Source organism: Okeania sp. SIO2F4 (assembly GCF_010672385.1).
Lineage (GTDB): Bacteria > Cyanobacteriota > Cyanobacteriia > Cyanobacteriales > Microcoleaceae > Trichodesmium.
The window spans coordinates 1-16529 of the sequence record NZ_JAAHGT010000018.1 but is presented as its reverse complement, the minus strand read 5'-3'; the positions used below and the strand labels follow the sequence as shown (position 1 = coordinate 16529).

Here is a 16529-nt window from a genome sequence, read left to right as displayed (position 1 = left end):
TCTCTTAGACAAAGAAATTGAAGGGTTTGGTGAGATATTTAGGATGATTTCCTATCAAGAAATTAAAACTTCAACCATTCAGTCTCGCTGTTTAGCAGGCGTAGCTAATGGTACTTATATCTTTTGTTTACCAGGTTCTAGTGGTGCTTGTCAAACAGGATGGAGTATTATCAAAGAGCAACTAGATTCTCGTAATCGTCCTTGTAATTTGGCTCAATTGATAGCGAGATTGACTGAAACTTAGAAACGATCGGGCGATCGCTCTGTTACTACTAATTAGCCAGCAAAGAGCGATCGCTGGAAAAATTTTAAAATGATTATTTTTTTACTATCAGAATTGATTTTCGCCTAAACTTATCACTGCCATAAAAACTTCTCAAGTAATAATGACCACTAAAGTTCTTATAAAAAATTTACAGTTTTGAGCAATTGCCGTGCGCGATGGATTGTGGAACGCACTTTTGGGTGGCTAAATAGATTTAGGCGCTTAAGTAAGGTAACGTAAGTGTATTCAGATGTAAGTGAAGCAATGATTTATGGCTCATTAATCCAACTCATGGTCAAGCGACTAGCTAATTTAAGATTTACTTTATAAATCAGCTCTTAATAGGCTGTAATTTGCTAGTGTACTTAAAGTCTGAATATATGTTAACTCAATCAGCTAAATTAACAGACATCTAAGGTAAAGTCCAATGGAGGGATTAATGGTTACATTAGAAGATGCCAGAAGAGTAATTAGTGCCGCCGAAAAAAAAGCACTCGAAATTGGTCAACCAATGAATATAGCGGTAGTGGATGGGGGAGGAAATCTGGTAGCCCATGTACGAATGGATGGAGCTTGGATCGGAAGTATCGATATCTCCATTAAAAAAGCGTATACTTCGCGGGCGTTCAATCTGGCTACTAAAGATTTAGCCGAACAGAGTCAATCAGGAGGACAATTTTTTGGGATTCATGCCTCTAACAATGGCAAAATAATGATTTTTGCTGGGGGAATACCCCTTTACAGTGAGGGACAAGTAGTGGGGGCAATTGGAGTTAGTGGGGGGTCGGGAGAGCAAGACCATGCTGTAGCCGAAGCTGGAGCCACCCTATTTTAATTCTTGAAAACATCATTTGAGATGGATAAGGTAAGATCAGGCTTGGAGAAGTCTATTTATTTCTTCTCGCTTGATTCTACCTTCATAGTCACAAATGATTAAGCAGTCCCTAATCTTCGATTATCAAATCCGTGCTACCTTACGTCGGAAGCATCATAATCCTCCAATCTGGATAGATAACCATTGGCATGATTTTCAAGTTACGTTACATCTTCGCGCTCAACGTAATCCATCTGATATGTATGGATTAGATATGGTCGAGATGGAACAGCGATTACAGGAATGGGGAGAACGTTTACCTATAATTGTCAACGATTGTCCCCTATGTCCTGGAGGAACGACTGAAGAACTCTGTTGCTATTTTGCTTCTATTCCTTTAGAGAGTCATGTGACGTTAATTGGAGTTTCCGTCGCTGAAAATTCAGAACGACTCACTTATCTATCCATTAGCTAAGATTTAACAATGCTGGCTTCCCCATTAGGGTGATCGATTACAGTAATTCCCATTTCTTGTAATTGTTCCCTAATGCGATCACTTTGAGTCTAATCTTTTACTTTTCTGGCTGCATTAAGTTGTTGAATCAGTCTGGTAATTTCTGCCTCATCGAAGTTATAGGTATCTTCTAAATTGGCTTCAGGTTTAGCTTCTAATCCTAAAATCCCTGCTAAATGAACTAAAGTTTGCCATTGTCGTTGTAAATCTTGCCAATCAGTAGCGGTTTTACCTTCATGGGTTAACAAATTTCCTTCCCGACGGAGATTTTTAGCTAATTCAAACAAAACGGCTAATCCCCCAGGAGAATTAAAATCATCATCCATTGCTGCTTTGAATTGTTCTATAACAATCGTAGACGGTCACGCCACAGCAATACATAGTTACTCTACCTAGTAGAAGAGTTACAAAGAGTTGGAGGCGACGGGTTTGGGTATTGTAAATTTTTAAAGTCATCGATTTTATCTAAAACCCACATTCCGCACTTCAAGTTGTAATATTAAAAGTAGTATAAAAGAAGGGTAGCTTGGTAGGTATTTATACTATATAGCTTCTATTCATTGACCTTTCTCAGGAGTCAGATGAGCAGGAAAATATTAAGCATAAATATTCAATTACTTACTCTTATTGACCACTATAATTGTCTCCTGTCTCCTGCCTCCTGTCTCCTGTCTACTTTTTTATACTACGCTTTGAAGTGCGGAATGTAGGCTAAAACAGTAGGAGTATCAATTACAATTGTGTTGGGTTGGGAGCATCACCATACACCGTTTTCGGGTCAAAGGTTTTCTCCGTTTCGGTAAATATTAACTGAATTGGTTCCTGGGATTCACTTGCATTTTTTCCCGTAGGAATACAGCGATAAAAACAAGAACGATAACCTACATGACAACTAGCTCCCGAACCAGCTACTTTAACCTGCATCCACAGACAATCTTGGTCGTCATCAATAGCTAACTGCTGTACTTTTTGCACCAGTCCACTAGATTGACCTTTATGCCATAGCTGCTGACGACTGCGACTGTTTGAAAACTTTGTCATATTAGAACGACATCAAATAGGGGCTTCTTTTAGCCGTTGGCCAGAAGAAATGGGATTCATTACACCGTCGTTTCCCAGTCATGGTTTTGGATTGCTGGATCTCAACGCAATAGTTTTAAATACTTCTCCTGCCCTCAGTTTCAGAAAGGAACATCTTTCAGGGAAAGAATATGCCCTATATTTGCAGACTGTAGCAGAGCATTTTCAACTACCTATAAAAACTGAGACAAATGTGAAAACTATTGCAGCTTTACCTCAAGGCAAAGGCTTTGTCTTGGAAACTTCTAAAGGCGAGTTGCGTTCACGCAGTGCCTCAGCTTCGCTGAGAACGCAGTTTGTGATTTGGGCAGCAGGAGAGTATCAATATCCCAATCTTAATCCTTTTCCAGGGGCCAAATTGTGTATTCATAATTCCCAAATAGCTTCTTGGAGAGACCTTGAGGGGGACGAATTTGTAATTATCGGAGGCTATGAAAGCGGTGTAGATGCAGCGTCAGTTTTGGCAGCATTAGGGAAAAAAGTAAAGTTAATCGATCGCAAGAGTAGCTGGTTAAACTTAGACTCAGATCCTAGTGTTTCTCTGTCTCCTTACAGTCTAAAACGTTTAGATGTAGCTTATTCTATGGGTAGGATCGAACTAATTGGAGACAAGCAGATTGAAGCAGTCAAAGCAGTAAAAAAAGGATATGTGGTGGAGAGCGAGTACGAAGAGTGGTTTAGTTCTACACCGCCAATTCTCTGTACGGGGTTTAATAGCAGTTTAGAACAAATCGCACCTCTATTTGACTGGTCAAATGGCTATGCAGCTCTGACTCAAGAAGATGAGTCCACCCTAACTCCAGGATTATTTGTCGTCGGTCCTTCAGTGCGTCACGGCAATATAATTTTTTGTTTCATTTATAAATTTCGGCAGCGATTTGCTGTGGTAGGAAATGCGATCGCTCAACGTCTGGGAATGGATACTACGACCTTGGAGGCCTATCGCCGACAAGGTTTGTTCTTAGATGACCTTTCTTGCTGTAATGACGATTGTGTTTGTTAAAAAAGCTTTTAGCCTTTAGCTTTTAGCTACGGCGCAGCCGTTAAAAATTGACGTTACGCAAGACGATGATAAATAAAATAAATAGTTTCGATTCAGTAAGTGGAAGATTTCGATCTAACCCTTTATCCTTTTCCCCTTACCCAGTCATAACAGACTAATTTGTTTCTTAGGAGTCAAAAAATGTCGGAAAGTAAAGAATTTATCCTTTTCCCCTTACCCTTTCCCCCTTACCCAGTTATAACAGACTAATTTGTTTCTTAGGAGTTATAAAATGAATATTTTTACGCCCTCAAAATTAGAGCGCGGTTGTATTGTAGTTATTGGTAAAGAGAGTACGGGCAAGTCCCAACTAATTGCTTCTCTTACAGGAGAGACTCCCTATAGTGCCAATTTTCGCGGTTCTACAGTGACTTGTGACACTTATCAATCTGAAGCCTATACCTTTATCGATACTCCTGGAATTCTCTATCGTTCCGACAGCGCAACTACTAAGAAAGCTTTAAGACAGCTACAAGAAAATGACACCGTGCTACTGATAGTCAAGGCAACCGACGTAGATCGAGATTTAGCAGATTTATTGCCTTTAGTAGCAGATAAACGGGGCATTGTGGCGATTACTTTCTGGGATAAGGTATTATCAACGGCTCATAACGGACATCTCACGGGTCTGGGGCAACCCCAGACCCCGTGTCCTCCTCAACAAGTGGTTCGGGAATGGACGGAAACTTCTAACCTGAACATTGTCACTGTAGATGCTCGCCACCTCACAATAGAACAAAAAGACTATATTTTCGCTTCTGTGCAAGAACCTCATCCTTTTCCCGCACAATGGATTCCTACAAGGGCTGGGTGGTATATCCAACCCCAACCAACCCTGTTAGAACATCCTCGACTAGGCTGGTTATTGGCGATCGCTTTATTACTTATTCCTGCGATTATTGCTGTCTGGGGTGCTAACTCCTTTGCGACTTTAGCAGATCCTATAGTACAAAATGCGCTCGCTCCCATTATTAAATCTTTATCCCAACTCCCAATCTGGTTAAGAGAAATATTGATAGGTCAGTATGGACTGATAACTATGAGTCCGTTGCTGTTTATTTGGGCGATGCCTACAGTAATTCTCTATGCCCTATTCTTGGGCGCATATAAAGCTAGTGGGTTAATAGAACGAATTACCATTGCCCTCAATCCTTTACTCCGTCCGTTTGGGTTATCGGGACGGGATTTAGTGCGAGTAATTATGGGTATGGGGTGTAATGTTCCTGCGGTGATTAGTACCCGTGCTTGTTCTAGTTGTTCTAGAGGAACTTGTATTTCCGCGATCGCTTTTGGTTCGGCTTGTTCTTATCAGTTGGGCGCAACTTTAGGGGTGTTTAGTGCGGCTTCGTTACCTTACTTGATAATTCCTTACCTGCTGTATCTAACGGCAACCACCTTGATATATACCTACATGATTTCTTCCCCTATAGCTAAATCGAATCATAATCCTCTATTAATCGAAGGAAGAGCATTTTTAGAATTTCCTCGTTGGTCAGTAATTTGGCGCGAAGCTAAGTCAACTATCGATCAATTTTTGTTCAATGCAATTCCGATATTTTTAGTTATTACTGTTATTGCTTCTGTGTTGAATTGGTTAGGAGCGATCGCAGCTTTAGCCAATATTATTAACCCTTTGATGGGATGGTTTAATTTACCCCCTGAAGCCTCATTACCGATTATTTTAGCCTCTATTCGCAAAGATGGACTGCTATTATTTGCCGAACCAGAAACCTTGGCTATGTTAACTCCATTGCAGGTTTTGACTGGAGTGTATCTAGCAGGAGTATTGCTACCTTGTTTAGTTACTCTGTTAACTATTGCGCGAGAACAGTCTCTTCGATTTGCCTTATTGCTGTTAAGTAGACAAGCGATCGCCGCGACCGTTTTTTCTTTATTACTTGCTTGGGGAGGATTATTAATTAGCTAAAGGTCAAAAAAAACATTTAGTCCAAAAGCCGTTTATGGTGATGGCCCTAACCCGACAAATTGTAAATAAATAATATGAACAATTAATGCCGAGAGTCCGACCTTCATACTATAATTCCGGTGTTAACCAAACCTACACAGGTTATTACCTAATGATTTCTTTGATGCGTCGAATTACGGGAATCGTTTTGCTCCTATTGCTGTCCTTTACATTGGTGACGGCTTCGGCTTCGGCTGTTCCAATTTACGGGGGGAGGGAGGCTATTCAGGCCGCTCAGGCCGCCGATAAGCCAGTGATGATTAGTTTCTTCGCAAGCTGGTCTGGCCCTTCTCGGTTTATTGCACCATTAGTGGACGAGCTTGCTGCCCAGAAGGCTGATAACTTGAAGATCATAACTGTGGATGTAGACGAGTACAAAATGCTAGGCGCAAAGTACCACATCAGGTCTATTCCCACTTTTGTCCTTCTTAATAAGGATGGGGAAGAAGTTGGCAGAGTACGTGGGGCAGACTTAAAAGGTCTCGAGAACTTGCTCATGGACTTTTGATAGAAAGCAATCTTTGAGATCAACTAAGAACCTATCCGAAAACTCATGTCAAGCATTCATGCATGACATGAGTAACATGATTATGTAGAAAAATGTAGCTGTGGTCCCCTTAATCGCATAGGCGATCGCGCAACGCTACTCCAACAGAAGTACCGCTCCCCTCAATGCTCTTCTACCTTCTTTCACGGTTATCCGGAAATCGCCATGTATTATTACGGTTGACGTGAGAGGAGACCAAGAGCAGATGGCGATCGCGGCGATCGTTTTTTCTTTATTACTTGCTTGGGGAATTGCTTTTATTTGAAGCTCTATCCGAAGCGATATTAGAAATTTATAGCCGCGAGGAAGCAAGACAAATTTTGAGCGATCGCTTTCTCTGTGATTGACTGAAAGTTAACCATACTAGCTATTTCATTAATGGATAATGGATAATTACCTTTCCTTTTTAGGGAGAGGATTGATTAAAAGGAAAAGATTTATTTCTCGAGGGGAGATTGGATATGGTGAGGAAACCCGAAGAGTGCAGAGCCGCTCCGAAGTGCGCCATCCCATCCTACGGACTGCTCCGCAAACAACCGCTTTTTCTCCTTTATTGGGGAGGCTTTAAAGGGTGAATTATCTAATTATTTAATTATTAATTATTCCGCTAAATACTTGAAAATTACACCTGTATGTTAGAATTAACTACTATCAAACAAACAGCCCTCAATTATCTTTTGTCCAATCTGGAAGTATTTCCAGAACATCGTCACTTGTTTGAGGTTGTAGGTGCAACCTGTTTTGATAATAATGAGTGGATGATTAACATTAGTATTGTCGGTTTAGTAGGTAAATATTGGAATGTTTTTGTCGATGGCAACACGGGAAAAATTTTACCAGACTGCGAGTTTAATACAGATTGCCAAGATTTGAATAAACCCCATCAATATTCCCATCTGCCCGACTATTTAAATCAACTGCTCAATCGCCTGACTGCCAAAGTTTCTAGGTAAATTAAATAGCGTTGCTGATTAGTAGTGATCTATGCTTATGTAGGAAGAGTTTGAAATTTTGGCGTTGCACAGTGACGAATGATTTGATATTTTTGATTGAATTGGATTTTGGATTAATCAATTGCTAGAATTATTAATTAAGGGACTTCCAAAAAATAAAATGTACAATTTATGAGAATGATAATCATTTTTATACGGGAGAGGAAGGGGTTGACATCGCCAACCCCTTCCTCTCATAAATTGGCATCACAATTTCTGTACTTCACCTAGATCACGCCCCAGTTTCAAATTTACTACAAAAAAAGTGGAGTGGGAAGGGGCAGCTCATAGTTGCCCCTTCCTTTGACCAACAATAATTATCATTATCAATTGTACATTTGATTTTTTGGAGGTCCCTAATGGTTTTTTTAGTCAAAGTCTAGACTAATTTTTGGCAATATCATTCCACAATGTGCAACCCGGAAAATGCCGTTACACTTGAGAACTTATGAGTGTAGTGAATGTAGTTTTGAATCTGACAGAGATTTTAATGCTGCTGTCAACTTGAAAAACTATAGCGCTACTTGAATCGGGAATAGGGAATAGGTATGGAGGGAATAGTAAACTGTTAAAGGGTTTCAGGATGCGCGAAATGTCAAGAGCCTTAATGCGTAGCGCTATATGTGTATCAGTAGCTTGAGTTCCAAGCGATTTTAAGCCTGCTCTCGAAGATAAGTTACAGACTGCGGTCGGTGGTATATGCGTGAAACAGGAAGCTATCGCATAAACTTATGCGATAGCTTACGCTTAACCGGAGGTTATCATGCATGGGTAGGTTTGGGTAAGTTTAGTAGAACGGATTCAACGAATTGACGACCACATATTCCAGATTGGAAACACTTTTGGCCACGTCTTCGGCCATTTTTCCTGGTGTGAGTGGAGTTACATTTCCGACATATCATGTTTTGAATTCTACAACATTTATCATTACATTTCAGCAACGCCAATTAAACACTCCTTTGTATATAATAATGATTATCATTCATTACAAAATTTAGCTAACATGAATCCCCTATTTACCGCTCGCACTTCCGTAGAACAGGTTGAGGAAGGTTTGTTAATTGCGCCCAAATTTGATGCCAATGGTTTGATTCCAGTTGTCACCACAGATGTCAACACGGGTGAAGTGCTGATGCACGGCTATATGAACGAAGAGGCGTTAGTTAAAACCATTGAAACCGGAGAAGCTCATTATTACAGTCGCAGTCGTCAGCAGCTATGGCATAAAGGTCAATCTAGTGGACTGGTGCAAAAAGTACAGCAGTTAGCTATTGATGACGACCAAGATTGTCTGTGGATGCAGGTTAAAGTAGCTGGTTCGGGTGCTAGTTGTCATGTGGGTTATCGTTCTTGTCTTTATCGCTGTATTCCTACGGGAAAAAGTGCAAGTGAATCCCAGGAACCAATTCAGTTAATATTTACCGAAATGGAGAAAACCTTTGACCCGAAAACAGTGTATGGTGATGCTCCCAACCCAACACAATTGTAAATTTACTTCAACCGTTCTTAGAAACCTACGATTATCTATATAAATCTATGATTATCTATAGATAACCTGTTCTATTCCTGCTTCCCACATGGCAACCTCGGCGTTATCCAGCTCCTCTGGCTGTCACGGTCGTTTGCTGTTGCTTCGCAAAACTGGCGTAACGCAACTAAGAACGCGAAACGCGCATTTCGGAGCGTAGCTCTCACTGACCGCCATAGCTAAATTTAACGCTCTTATCAAGTCTCTATCGCAGCTAAAATTGCAGCATTCGCAATTTGATTACACGCTCTGATAACAACAAAGACTCTTTGATTGTTCCACAGTTAGAACAGGTTTTAGAACTGGGAAACCATCTATCAACGATGATTAACTCACAACCATATAACTCACAGTTGTATTCGCGCCTGTCTACGAAACTCGTAAAAACCCATGTCAGCAACAGCCTTTGTAGGGGCATCTATGCGAATCGCCCCTACTTATGATTTGACATCATTCCTGATACATTTAAGTCTTCTATTACTATTTGACTGTGGTTAAGAGACAAATAGGTCGTTAGTTTATGTAACGTATCTTTCCTGATATCAGCTATTTTTGTGTGTAGTCTCGCTATTTTTAGCTGTGCTTTTTTCCAGTTAGAGCGAAAACTTGGTTTTATGGCTGCGAGCGATATTGCAATCGTGATAGTTTAGACTCTAATTTTTTGTAAGGTTTAGGACTATCAAACACGGACCCTGTTGAGAATGTTGCCAAAGTTTGAATTCCTAGGTCTACACCAACTACATCTATTGGTTTCTCAGTAATTTGACAAACTCTATCTACTTTGAAGCTGACAAACCATCTATCAGATGCCTGAGTTATAGTTACAGCCACACGGAGTTACATTATCTGGTAAAATTTCATAAGTTTTTATCCATCCGATTCGGGGCAGTTTTATATGATTAAAACCGACTGTAATTGAACCATCTAAAGTGAAACCATCATCTTTACCTTTTTTCTTGAATTTAGGTACTCCCGACACTTTACTAAAACAACGCTTCCAAGCATTGGATAAATGCCTCAAAGCATCCATACGGTGCTGTTTTAGATACTTCGTATCGACCAATAGTTATTCGGTTTAACCATTGCTACCAAAAGTTTATGCAGGTCGATAGATGTGGGAAATTTTAGTTTACTACCAGGATTATTGGAATTATGATTCAGGATGTTCCTAGTCAACCATAGTCCCCAATTATAGGCATGACTGGCTACAAAGCGCGTCTTTAGCCAGTAACGTTTTTTGCACTTTTGTGGGGTGTAACTCAGTTTTGAATCCTAGTAGCATAAAATCAAATATAAATAATCGCAGATTATACTAGATAATCATAGATTATGTCAAGCTGTTATTTACTCTTGCTACCGACTTTCCCAATCTAAAAATTATTACTGATGCTCAAGAGTCCTATTTGGTTAAATGCCGCCCTTTTTTTTGCGTACCATAGCAAGTAAAATAAGGGAGACGAATATAGCAAAGTGGAATATGCAGCCTCAGTAAAATGAAATGCCAAAGCTGCCGAAACTACCAAGCGCATCCAGAAATTCAAAAAAAACTTCACCAACCCATTTATTGGCAAACCTCGACACTCAATATGATCGACTATAAAATCATCATTCGTCCAATAGCAGCCTTTTTGTAGGTCGCGACTTCTCCAAAATCAAAATAAGGTAATGGGATTGAAAATGCAAAAATGAGGCTCAACAGAATTAAGCCTACATATATAAAGCAAATCATAGGATTCATGTAAAAATAAGTTGTACAAATTTTATCGGATAGTACAAAGTTCTCAGTAGAAAAAAACATTCCCCCTTGATTTTTCCGCCCTTCTCTGCTAAAAATGTTGACTTTTTGTAGCTCCCTAATCTCCATTGACTAGATGTCAATTTTTGATTATTATTAAAGATTATCAAAATTATTAGGTAAGTAATCTACCCATGACAGAAACAAATTTTTCCACTGAATTTCCTGGCGTACAGCGTCCCCGTCGTCTCCGTCGCACTCCTGCTTTGCGACGTATGGTTGAGGAAACCCAGTTGACGGTCAATGATTTAATTTATCCATTGTTTGTGATGGAAGGAGAAGGGCAAAAAGTCGAGGTTGTTTCGATGCCAGGAAGTTATCGCTATACTCTAGATTTACTGCTCAAAGAAATAGAGGATGCTTATAATTTAGGAATTAATGCGATCGCTTTATTCCCCCTAGTTGCGGAAGCTAAAAAAGACAATGTTGGTACCGAAAGCTACAACCCAGATGGGTTAATACAAAGAACTGTAAAGGCGATTAAACAAACAATACCAGATATTGTCGTCATTACTGATGTAGCCCTCGACCCCTATTCGAGCGAAGGTCACGATGGTATTGTGGGGGAAAATGGAGTCATTCTCAACGACCCCACTGTAGAAGTTTTGGTCAAACAAGCACTATCCCACGCTGAAGCAGGTGCTGATATTGTGGCTCCTTCAGATATGATGGATGGTCGTATTGGAGCGATTCGCAAAGCTCTGGATGCTGCTGAATACTTCGATGTGGGAATACTTGCCTACTCTGCTAAATATGCCTCAGCTTATTATGGCCCGTTTCGGGATGCTTTGGATTCTGCGCCAAAATTTGGGGACAAAAAGACTTATCAAATGAACCCTGCTAATGCTAGGGAAGCTATCAAAGAAGTAGCTTTGGATATTGCCGAAGGTGCAGATATGGTGATGGTCAAGCCAGCGCTTGCTTATTTAGATATTATTTGTGAGGTAAAAAAGACAACAAATCTACCTGTAGCTGCTTATAACGTTAGTGGGGAATATGCCATGATTAAGGCTGCTGGTCAGAAGGGTTGGATAGATGAAAAAAAGGTGATGTTGGAAACTTTAACCAGTATGAAACGGGCTGGTGCGGATTTAATTTTGACTTATTTTGCTAAGGAAGTTGCATTAATTTTGAAGTAGGGAGGACGTTCATTAATGGATAATGGATAATTGCGAACTTGATAATTACAAGAAGGTTAAAACCGCGAGGGAATTGAATATAAGGAATATTGTCTTTGTTTTCCCCTATCCAAGGGGAGGCTTCAAGGCGCGAATTATTTAATTATTAATTATTAATTATTAATTTTTCGGTAAACACATGATGCCATAGAAGCCATCTTTGACAGTATCAGACTTAAACCCAAATATGTTCTAGATGCTGACATATCCAATTGCTTTGACCGAATCAAAAGTTGTTTAGTTTGTCTGTGAACCAATTTTTCGCGCAGGCAATCCAGGAAATACAAAGGATGAAGAAAAATGAGATAGGTAATATTAAATTGTTACGGTAGACGAATTCTAAAGTTCCGATATGCCCATATTTCTTCATTACTCATTTCTCATTCAATATAAAATCAAAGTTATTTAAACAATTTAACCTTTGCTTTCTAATTCCTGTATTTCATTTAATCCTCAATATTACAGAATTATAGCAATGTGCGCTGGCATATTTACAAATTACAAGAACTGTCCAATAGCTAAAAGTCCTATACGATCGGTTTTTTATTCCCTCTGTTGCCTGTTGCCAGATGAGCTGTTGCCTGCGCACAGCGCTATAACTACAAAACTTCTCTATGATAGAATTATCAAAGCTGGACGCATCTAACGGTTAAGAAGGAGTGAAATGAAACCGCAAAAAGTTTATAAAATGGTACATACTTTGGGTAAAACCTATGGACCAAAAGAACGTTTTTATCATTTCTTTTATGGTTACTTACTACCAAGTATTGACCAAATGACCAAAATAGCTACTGAAGAACCTTCATGTCATTTCCTAATGGAAAGTTGTGGCCCATTAATGGATGAAAAAGCCAGAGAAATAATACCACTGTCTAATTTAAGTTGGGAAATAATAGAAGACCAACAATCTTTTCAGCTAAACTCTGCTACTGTTGTTGAAGTGAAAAGGTGGGATGTTTTATTGAGAGAAATGCAATTTTTCCAGGGGTATGGTTTTTTTCTTGGCATCTTAAAAAAAATTAATCTTGCCACTAAGAGTTTTTTTGTTGATAGTGACGAACACAGGTATAAAGAGAGATACCAATTACTTCGGCAAAAAAAAAGTTTGTTACGATCGCTTAAATCAACACGGAATATAATTCTAAGTTGGATTGATCGGGGAGTAAACATGAAACACTTGGATATATATGACAATAAGTTTTTGTTGCTCAAACGTTCTCCGCCACCAGAATCGTATCAGCAAGATGGTGGATGGAGTGTCAGAAAATATGGAAGTTCTCGTCGTGGATTGATGGGTTTGGAAAATGCTGCGAAGTTAATGAATGATAATGGCATCCCTTGTGCTATTTTCGAGGCTGGTGCATTTAGTCTTCCTGAACAAATAGCAGTCTTTCATGCTTGTCGAGGAGTGATAGGCATATATGGAGCTGAATTTGCTAACTTGATTTGGATGAAACCTAAAAGACAAGCTATTGTAGTTAATCCAAGGGAAGCTTCATCTCCTTCTATTGTACTAGCTCCTGAGCTAGATATCTTTTACAAGGAAATCCCTCTCCCACCGGAATCTTATCCAGAGTTAACTGGAAAGTTACTGGAATCGGTAATTGAAATAATTACTCGAAAATAATTGTAAATATATTATCTAATTTATCATTTATGTCATCTCAAATTAGAATAGCAAATTCAGCTCAAGAATTAGTAGAGTTTGTTGAGTTGGTTAAAGATATCTCACGCTTTGAACTCAGACCAGTTAAATTATCATCTCAAAAAGATTGGCTGATTCTCCATGATTGTCTTTCTCATAAATCAGGTGGTTTCTTCTCAGTCAGTGGTTATCAAGATCGAGTTAATGATTTTGAGGCTCCGATTCTTTATCAACCTCAAGGAGCATACAATGGCATTGCAATCTACCGTGGAGGAGAAAAAGAAGTTTATCTTTTGTTACAAGCAAGAGTTGAGCCTGGTAATTCTGGCTTGGTACAGTATGGTCCTACGGTACAATCTACCCCCGCTAATTATTTGCGATTACATGGTGGTAAAAAAACTGCATATTTAGAATTTTTTATGGAGTATTGTCCGAATGTGAGAGTAATTGGTAATAGCACACAGCTTGACCTTGGTAAAAGATATTTTCAAAAGACAAAAATCTTGTCTTATGTTGAAGTTAAAGAAATGTGTCCCTGTGAAGAGAACATGATTTGGGTTTCTCTGACAGCAGTTACTGAAGCTATTGAGCGGAATAATTTTTTTAATACTGATTTACGCTCAATGATTGGGGTATTTGACTGGGATAGTCTAATTTCTGCGCCAGAAATTCCTACACCCCAACAGTGGAAATCAATCAGATCCATATCGAGAAGTCATCAAGGAAATCTTGTTTCTCTCAATCAACTTACTAGGTGGAAATTGACTGACGATGGAATAAATTCAATAGATAATAGCAATCTGTCTACAGGGGTAAAGTTATATGAAGTTTTTTGTACCAACAGAGAAGTAAAAAGATGGGTACAGCCATTATATATTTGTCAAGGAGTAGGTTTGATTATACTCTTCACAAGATTCAATGGTGAGCAAACAGAATTCTTAATCACCTATGGACAAGAGTTTGGTATTTCTGGTCAGAGTGTTGTTTTACCTTCTATTTGTTTGTATGGTGATGAAAATACTAATATTTCTTTACCTCAAGGAGATATCGTTGTGGATGTTTTACAGTCAGAAGAAGGTGGTCGCTTTCTAATGAATGAAAATCGGTATCAGGTAATTCGTTTAAATTATGAAGAAGAGTTNACATCACCTCTGTCATGCGCAGCGGTCAGGGTTTCCCAGACTGAAGAATCCCGCATTTTCCCGTAAGGGAAACGTCGGGAGTATGTCAAAAGAGAGAGTTTAAACCTTAATTATTCGTTAAGCATTCAGCAGTTAGCTACCAGCCGTCAGCTATTTGAGATGGCCATAATATCAAAATTATCGGCGATTTTACTAAGAAACTGTTTGTAAACTCATAAAAACCTCTCTCCTGGTAGGAGAGAGGCTTTGAAACCCCCATTCCCTGGTAGGGAAGGAGGGCAGGGGGGTTAGGTTTGCGCGGATTTATCGGTTCCATGCAGCACTTCTCAAACAGCTTCTAAGTATACTAATCCTAAATGATTTGTGAAACAAACTGTAGGGGTTTGGTCTCTAAACCCAAGCGTAAAAAGGATTTGGAAACCAAACCCCTACGATAAAATCATTTAGGATTGCTATATGTTAGCGATCGCCGATTCTAGTTATACTAATTTGAAAAAAGTCTAACTTCTAACTTCTGACTTCATTAACAAGCTTGGTATTAAAACCTAAACTGAGTCCGGAATGTACTAACCCAAATAGTATCATTAACATCATCGTGATTAGGATTAGTAATCACAAATAAACCAGGAGTCAAAGAGATATTATCATTCACTCGAAAACGATAAATTGCCTCTATGTGTATAGATGTATCATCATCTTTCAATGAATCATCATCACCCCCATCAGTAACAATAGGAGGAACACCTACCATCAAACCACCAAGATTTCCTTCTATCAATAAGTCTGGGAAAGCAAAATATAACATTCCATTAATAATAGTCACATCGTCTTCATCGCCGTTGCTAGTTTCCGGTCGTGCCCTGGTGGAACCAAATCACCCACCCACTTCCAACTTGTCATTCACTCTCCAATGAGCTTGCAACCCAACGTTATCAGCAGTTGTCGGAACACCATCAAAAGGATCTTGAGCTTTGAAACTACCAGTACCATTAGTAATATCTACCCCATCGTCACCCCAATATTTACGCACATAACCCAGAGTAAATGCCAAGCTATCTGATGGTTCAATCACAAGTTGACCTAATGCACTGTAAGCACCATTGAATGCACCCGCACCTTCTTGAGGATTTGCGGGATCGTCTGCTAAGTAAGCTACATTTACCTGAAACTTATCATTAAATGCGTAACTAAAACCAAGACCTGCATTAGCAGGACCACGGAAACTGGTAGAGTTACGTCTTCCAAATCTATAGCGCTACTTGAATCGGGAATAGGGAATAGGTATGGAGGGAATAGTAAACGGTTAAAAGGTTTCAGGGTTTAGAAATGTCAAGAGCCTTAATGCGTAGTGCTATAGTATGAAATATCAATGGAAAGCTAATCATGAATCAATTTCTGAAATGATCTATGCTTATGTAGGAAGAGTTTGAAATTTTAGATAGTGCAGCAGAAGACGAAGTTCTTTCATCCGTGGTGAATAGGGTTGACTATTAGGGGATTCAACGAATTGACGACCACATATTCCACATTGGAAACACTGTTGGCCACGTCTTCAGCCATTTTTCCTGGTGTGAGTGGAGGGACATTTCGGACATATCATGTTTTGAATTCTACAACATTTATCATTACATTTCAGCAACGCCAATTAAACCCTCCTTTGTATATAATAATGATTATCATTCATTACAAAATTTACCTAACATGAATCCCCTATTTACCGCCCGCACTTCCGTAGAACAGGTTGAGGAAGGTTTGTTACTTGCGCCCAAATTTGATGCCAATGGTTTGATTCCAGTTGTCACCACAGATGTCAACACTGGTGAAGTGCTGATGCACGCTTATATGAACGAAGAGGCGTTAGTTAAAACCATTGAAACCGGAGAAGCTCATTATTACAGTCGCAGTCGTCAGCAGCTATGGCATAAAGGTCAATCTAGTGGACTGGTGCAAAAAGTACAGCAGTTAGCTATTGATGACGACCAAGATTGTCTGTGGATGCAGGTTAAAGTAGCTGGTTCGGG

The 16529-nt window shown here is 39.4% G+C and carries 20 protein-coding genes and 2 pseudogenes; 15 read left to right on the top strand and 7 right to left on the bottom strand.

The annotated features are described in order from the left end of the window. The 4 genes and pseudogenes from F6K22_RS01680 to F6K22_RS01665 all read left to right on the top strand — a co-directional run. On the top strand, positions 1-244 hold a 244-nt coding region (locus F6K22_RS01680), incomplete at its 5' end, for a molybdopterin-binding protein (RefSeq protein WP_293092593.1). A gap of 189 nt (positions 245-433) precedes the next feature. Further along, a pseudogene (locus F6K22_RS01675) lies at positions 434-595 on the top strand (IS5/IS1182 family transposase); the annotation flags it as partial. A gap of 109 nt (positions 596-704) precedes the next feature. Then, the gene (locus F6K22_RS01670) at positions 705-1100 is read left to right on the top strand and encodes a GlcG/HbpS family heme-binding protein (RefSeq protein WP_293092592.1); all 396 of its coding nucleotides are present in this window, start codon (positions 705-707) and stop codon (positions 1098-1100) included. Between the two features lie 94 nt (positions 1101-1194). Continuing rightward, positions 1195-1554, top strand: a complete 360-nt coding sequence (locus tag F6K22_RS01665; RefSeq protein ID WP_293092590.1) for a hypothetical protein — start codon at positions 1195-1197, stop codon at positions 1552-1554. Between the two features lie 89 nt (positions 1555-1643). Here the strand turns inward: F6K22_RS01665 and F6K22_RS01660 are convergent, their stop codons facing one another. Together F6K22_RS01660 and F6K22_RS01655 are read right to left on the bottom strand one after the other, a co-directional pair. Beyond that, on the bottom strand, positions 1644-1940 hold the full coding sequence (locus F6K22_RS01660) for a DALR domain-containing protein (RefSeq protein ID WP_293092598.1): 297 nt from the start codon (positions 1938-1940) through the stop codon (positions 1644-1646). Positions 1941-2325: 385 nt separating this feature from the next. Beyond that, positions 2326-2634: a phosphoribosyl-AMP cyclohydrolase gene (locus tag F6K22_RS01655; protein ID WP_293092588.1), complete on the bottom strand. Its 309-nt coding sequence runs from the start codon at positions 2632-2634 to the stop codon at positions 2326-2328. Here F6K22_RS01655 and F6K22_RS01650 point away from each other — a divergent pair. The 7 genes from F6K22_RS01650 (at position 2609) to hisI (F6K22_RS01630) (ending at position 8709) form a co-directional block, all read left to right on the top strand. Next, on the top strand, positions 2609-3676 hold the full coding sequence (locus tag F6K22_RS01650) for an NAD(P)/FAD-dependent oxidoreductase (RefSeq protein WP_363272643.1): 1068 nt from the start codon (positions 2609-2611) through the stop codon (positions 3674-3676). The genes F6K22_RS01655 and F6K22_RS01650 overlap by 26 nt on opposite strands. Before the next feature lie 271 nt (positions 3677-3947). Continuing rightward, positions 3948-5642 (top strand): nucleoside recognition domain-containing protein, encoded by a 1695-nt coding sequence (locus tag F6K22_RS01645; RefSeq protein ID WP_293092586.1) that lies wholly within the window; start codon positions 3948-3950, stop codon positions 5640-5642. A gap of 151 nt (positions 5643-5793) precedes the next feature. Beyond that, positions 5794-6189 (top strand): thioredoxin family protein, encoded by a 396-nt coding sequence (locus F6K22_RS01640; protein ID WP_293092584.1) that lies wholly within the window; start codon positions 5794-5796, stop codon positions 6187-6189. Between the two features lie 278 nt (positions 6190-6467). Further along, positions 6468-6575 carry a DUF1830 domain-containing protein gene (locus tag F6K22_RS41670; protein ID WP_363272636.1) on the top strand — a complete coding sequence of 36 codons (108 nt, stop codon included), beginning with the start codon at positions 6468-6470 and terminating at the stop codon, positions 6573-6575. A 285-nt stretch (positions 6576-6860) separates the two neighbouring features. Next, positions 6861-7181: a hypothetical protein gene (locus tag F6K22_RS01635; protein WP_293092582.1), complete on the top strand. Its 321-nt coding sequence runs from the start codon at positions 6861-6863 to the stop codon at positions 7179-7181. A 426-nt stretch (positions 7182-7607) separates the two neighbouring features. Beyond that, entirely contained in the window at positions 7608-7748 is a 141-nt protein-coding gene (locus F6K22_RS41665) for a zinc ribbon domain-containing protein (protein ID WP_363272641.1), read from the top strand. 475 nt (positions 7749-8223) lie between these two features. After that, the gene (hisI, locus tag F6K22_RS01630) at positions 8224-8709 is read left to right on the top strand and encodes a phosphoribosyl-AMP cyclohydrolase (RefSeq protein WP_293092580.1); all 486 of its coding nucleotides are present in this window, start codon (positions 8224-8226) and stop codon (positions 8707-8709) included. Positions 8710-8962: 253 nt separating this feature from the next. Here the strand turns inward: hisI (F6K22_RS01630) and F6K22_RS01625 are convergent, their stop codons facing one another. From F6K22_RS01625 to F6K22_RS01610, 4 genes are all read right to left on the bottom strand, one after another. Continuing rightward, positions 8963-9166 carry a zinc ribbon domain-containing protein gene (locus F6K22_RS01625; RefSeq protein ID WP_293092578.1) on the bottom strand — a complete coding sequence of 68 codons (204 nt, stop codon included), beginning with the start codon at positions 9164-9166 and terminating at the stop codon, positions 8963-8965. Between the two features lie 15 nt (positions 9167-9181). After that, the gene (locus F6K22_RS01620) at positions 9182-9289 is read right to left on the bottom strand and encodes a hypothetical protein (protein ID WP_293092594.1); all 108 of its coding nucleotides are present in this window, start codon (positions 9287-9289) and stop codon (positions 9182-9184) included. A 71-nt stretch (positions 9290-9360) separates the two neighbouring features. Continuing rightward, positions 9361-9579: a transposase gene (locus F6K22_RS01615; RefSeq protein ID WP_293092576.1), complete on the bottom strand. Its 219-nt coding sequence runs from the start codon at positions 9577-9579 to the stop codon at positions 9361-9363. Continuing rightward, a complete protein-coding gene (locus F6K22_RS01610) occupies positions 9551-9811 on the bottom strand; it encodes a hypothetical protein (RefSeq protein WP_293092574.1) in 261 nt (86 codons plus the stop codon). The genes F6K22_RS01615 and F6K22_RS01610 overlap by 29 nt, the downstream gene beginning before the upstream one ends. 866 nt (positions 9812-10677) lie before the next feature. On the opposite strand from F6K22_RS01610, the gene hemB reads away from it, so the two are divergent. The 3 genes from hemB (at position 10678) to F6K22_RS01595 (ending at position 14574) form a co-directional block, all read left to right on the top strand. After that, positions 10678-11682, top strand: coding sequence for a porphobilinogen synthase (hemB, locus tag F6K22_RS01605; RefSeq protein ID WP_293092572.1), 1005 nt, complete (start codon positions 10678-10680; stop codon positions 11680-11682). A 703-nt stretch (positions 11683-12385) separates the two neighbouring features. Continuing rightward, complete coding sequence (locus F6K22_RS01600) at positions 12386-13348, top strand: glycosyltransferase 61 family protein (RefSeq protein ID WP_293092570.1); 963 nt, start codon at positions 12386-12388, stop codon at positions 13346-13348. A gap of 29 nt (positions 13349-13377) precedes the next feature. Continuing rightward, positions 13378-14574 carry an NDP-hexose 2,3-dehydratase family protein gene (locus F6K22_RS01595; RefSeq protein WP_293092568.1) on the top strand — a complete coding sequence of 399 codons (1197 nt, stop codon included), beginning with the start codon at positions 13378-13380 and terminating at the stop codon, positions 14572-14574. 472 nt (positions 14575-15046) lie between these two features. Here F6K22_RS01595 and F6K22_RS01590 read toward each other — a convergent pair. Further along, a pseudogene (locus F6K22_RS01590) lies at positions 15047-15745 on the bottom strand (iron uptake porin); the annotation flags it as partial. A gap of 464 nt (positions 15746-16209) precedes the next feature. Between F6K22_RS01590 and hisI (F6K22_RS01585) the strand changes: the two are divergent. Further along, a partial coding sequence (gene hisI / locus F6K22_RS01585) for a phosphoribosyl-AMP cyclohydrolase (protein WP_293092566.1) occupies positions 16210-16529 on the top strand: 320 nt, incomplete at its 3' end.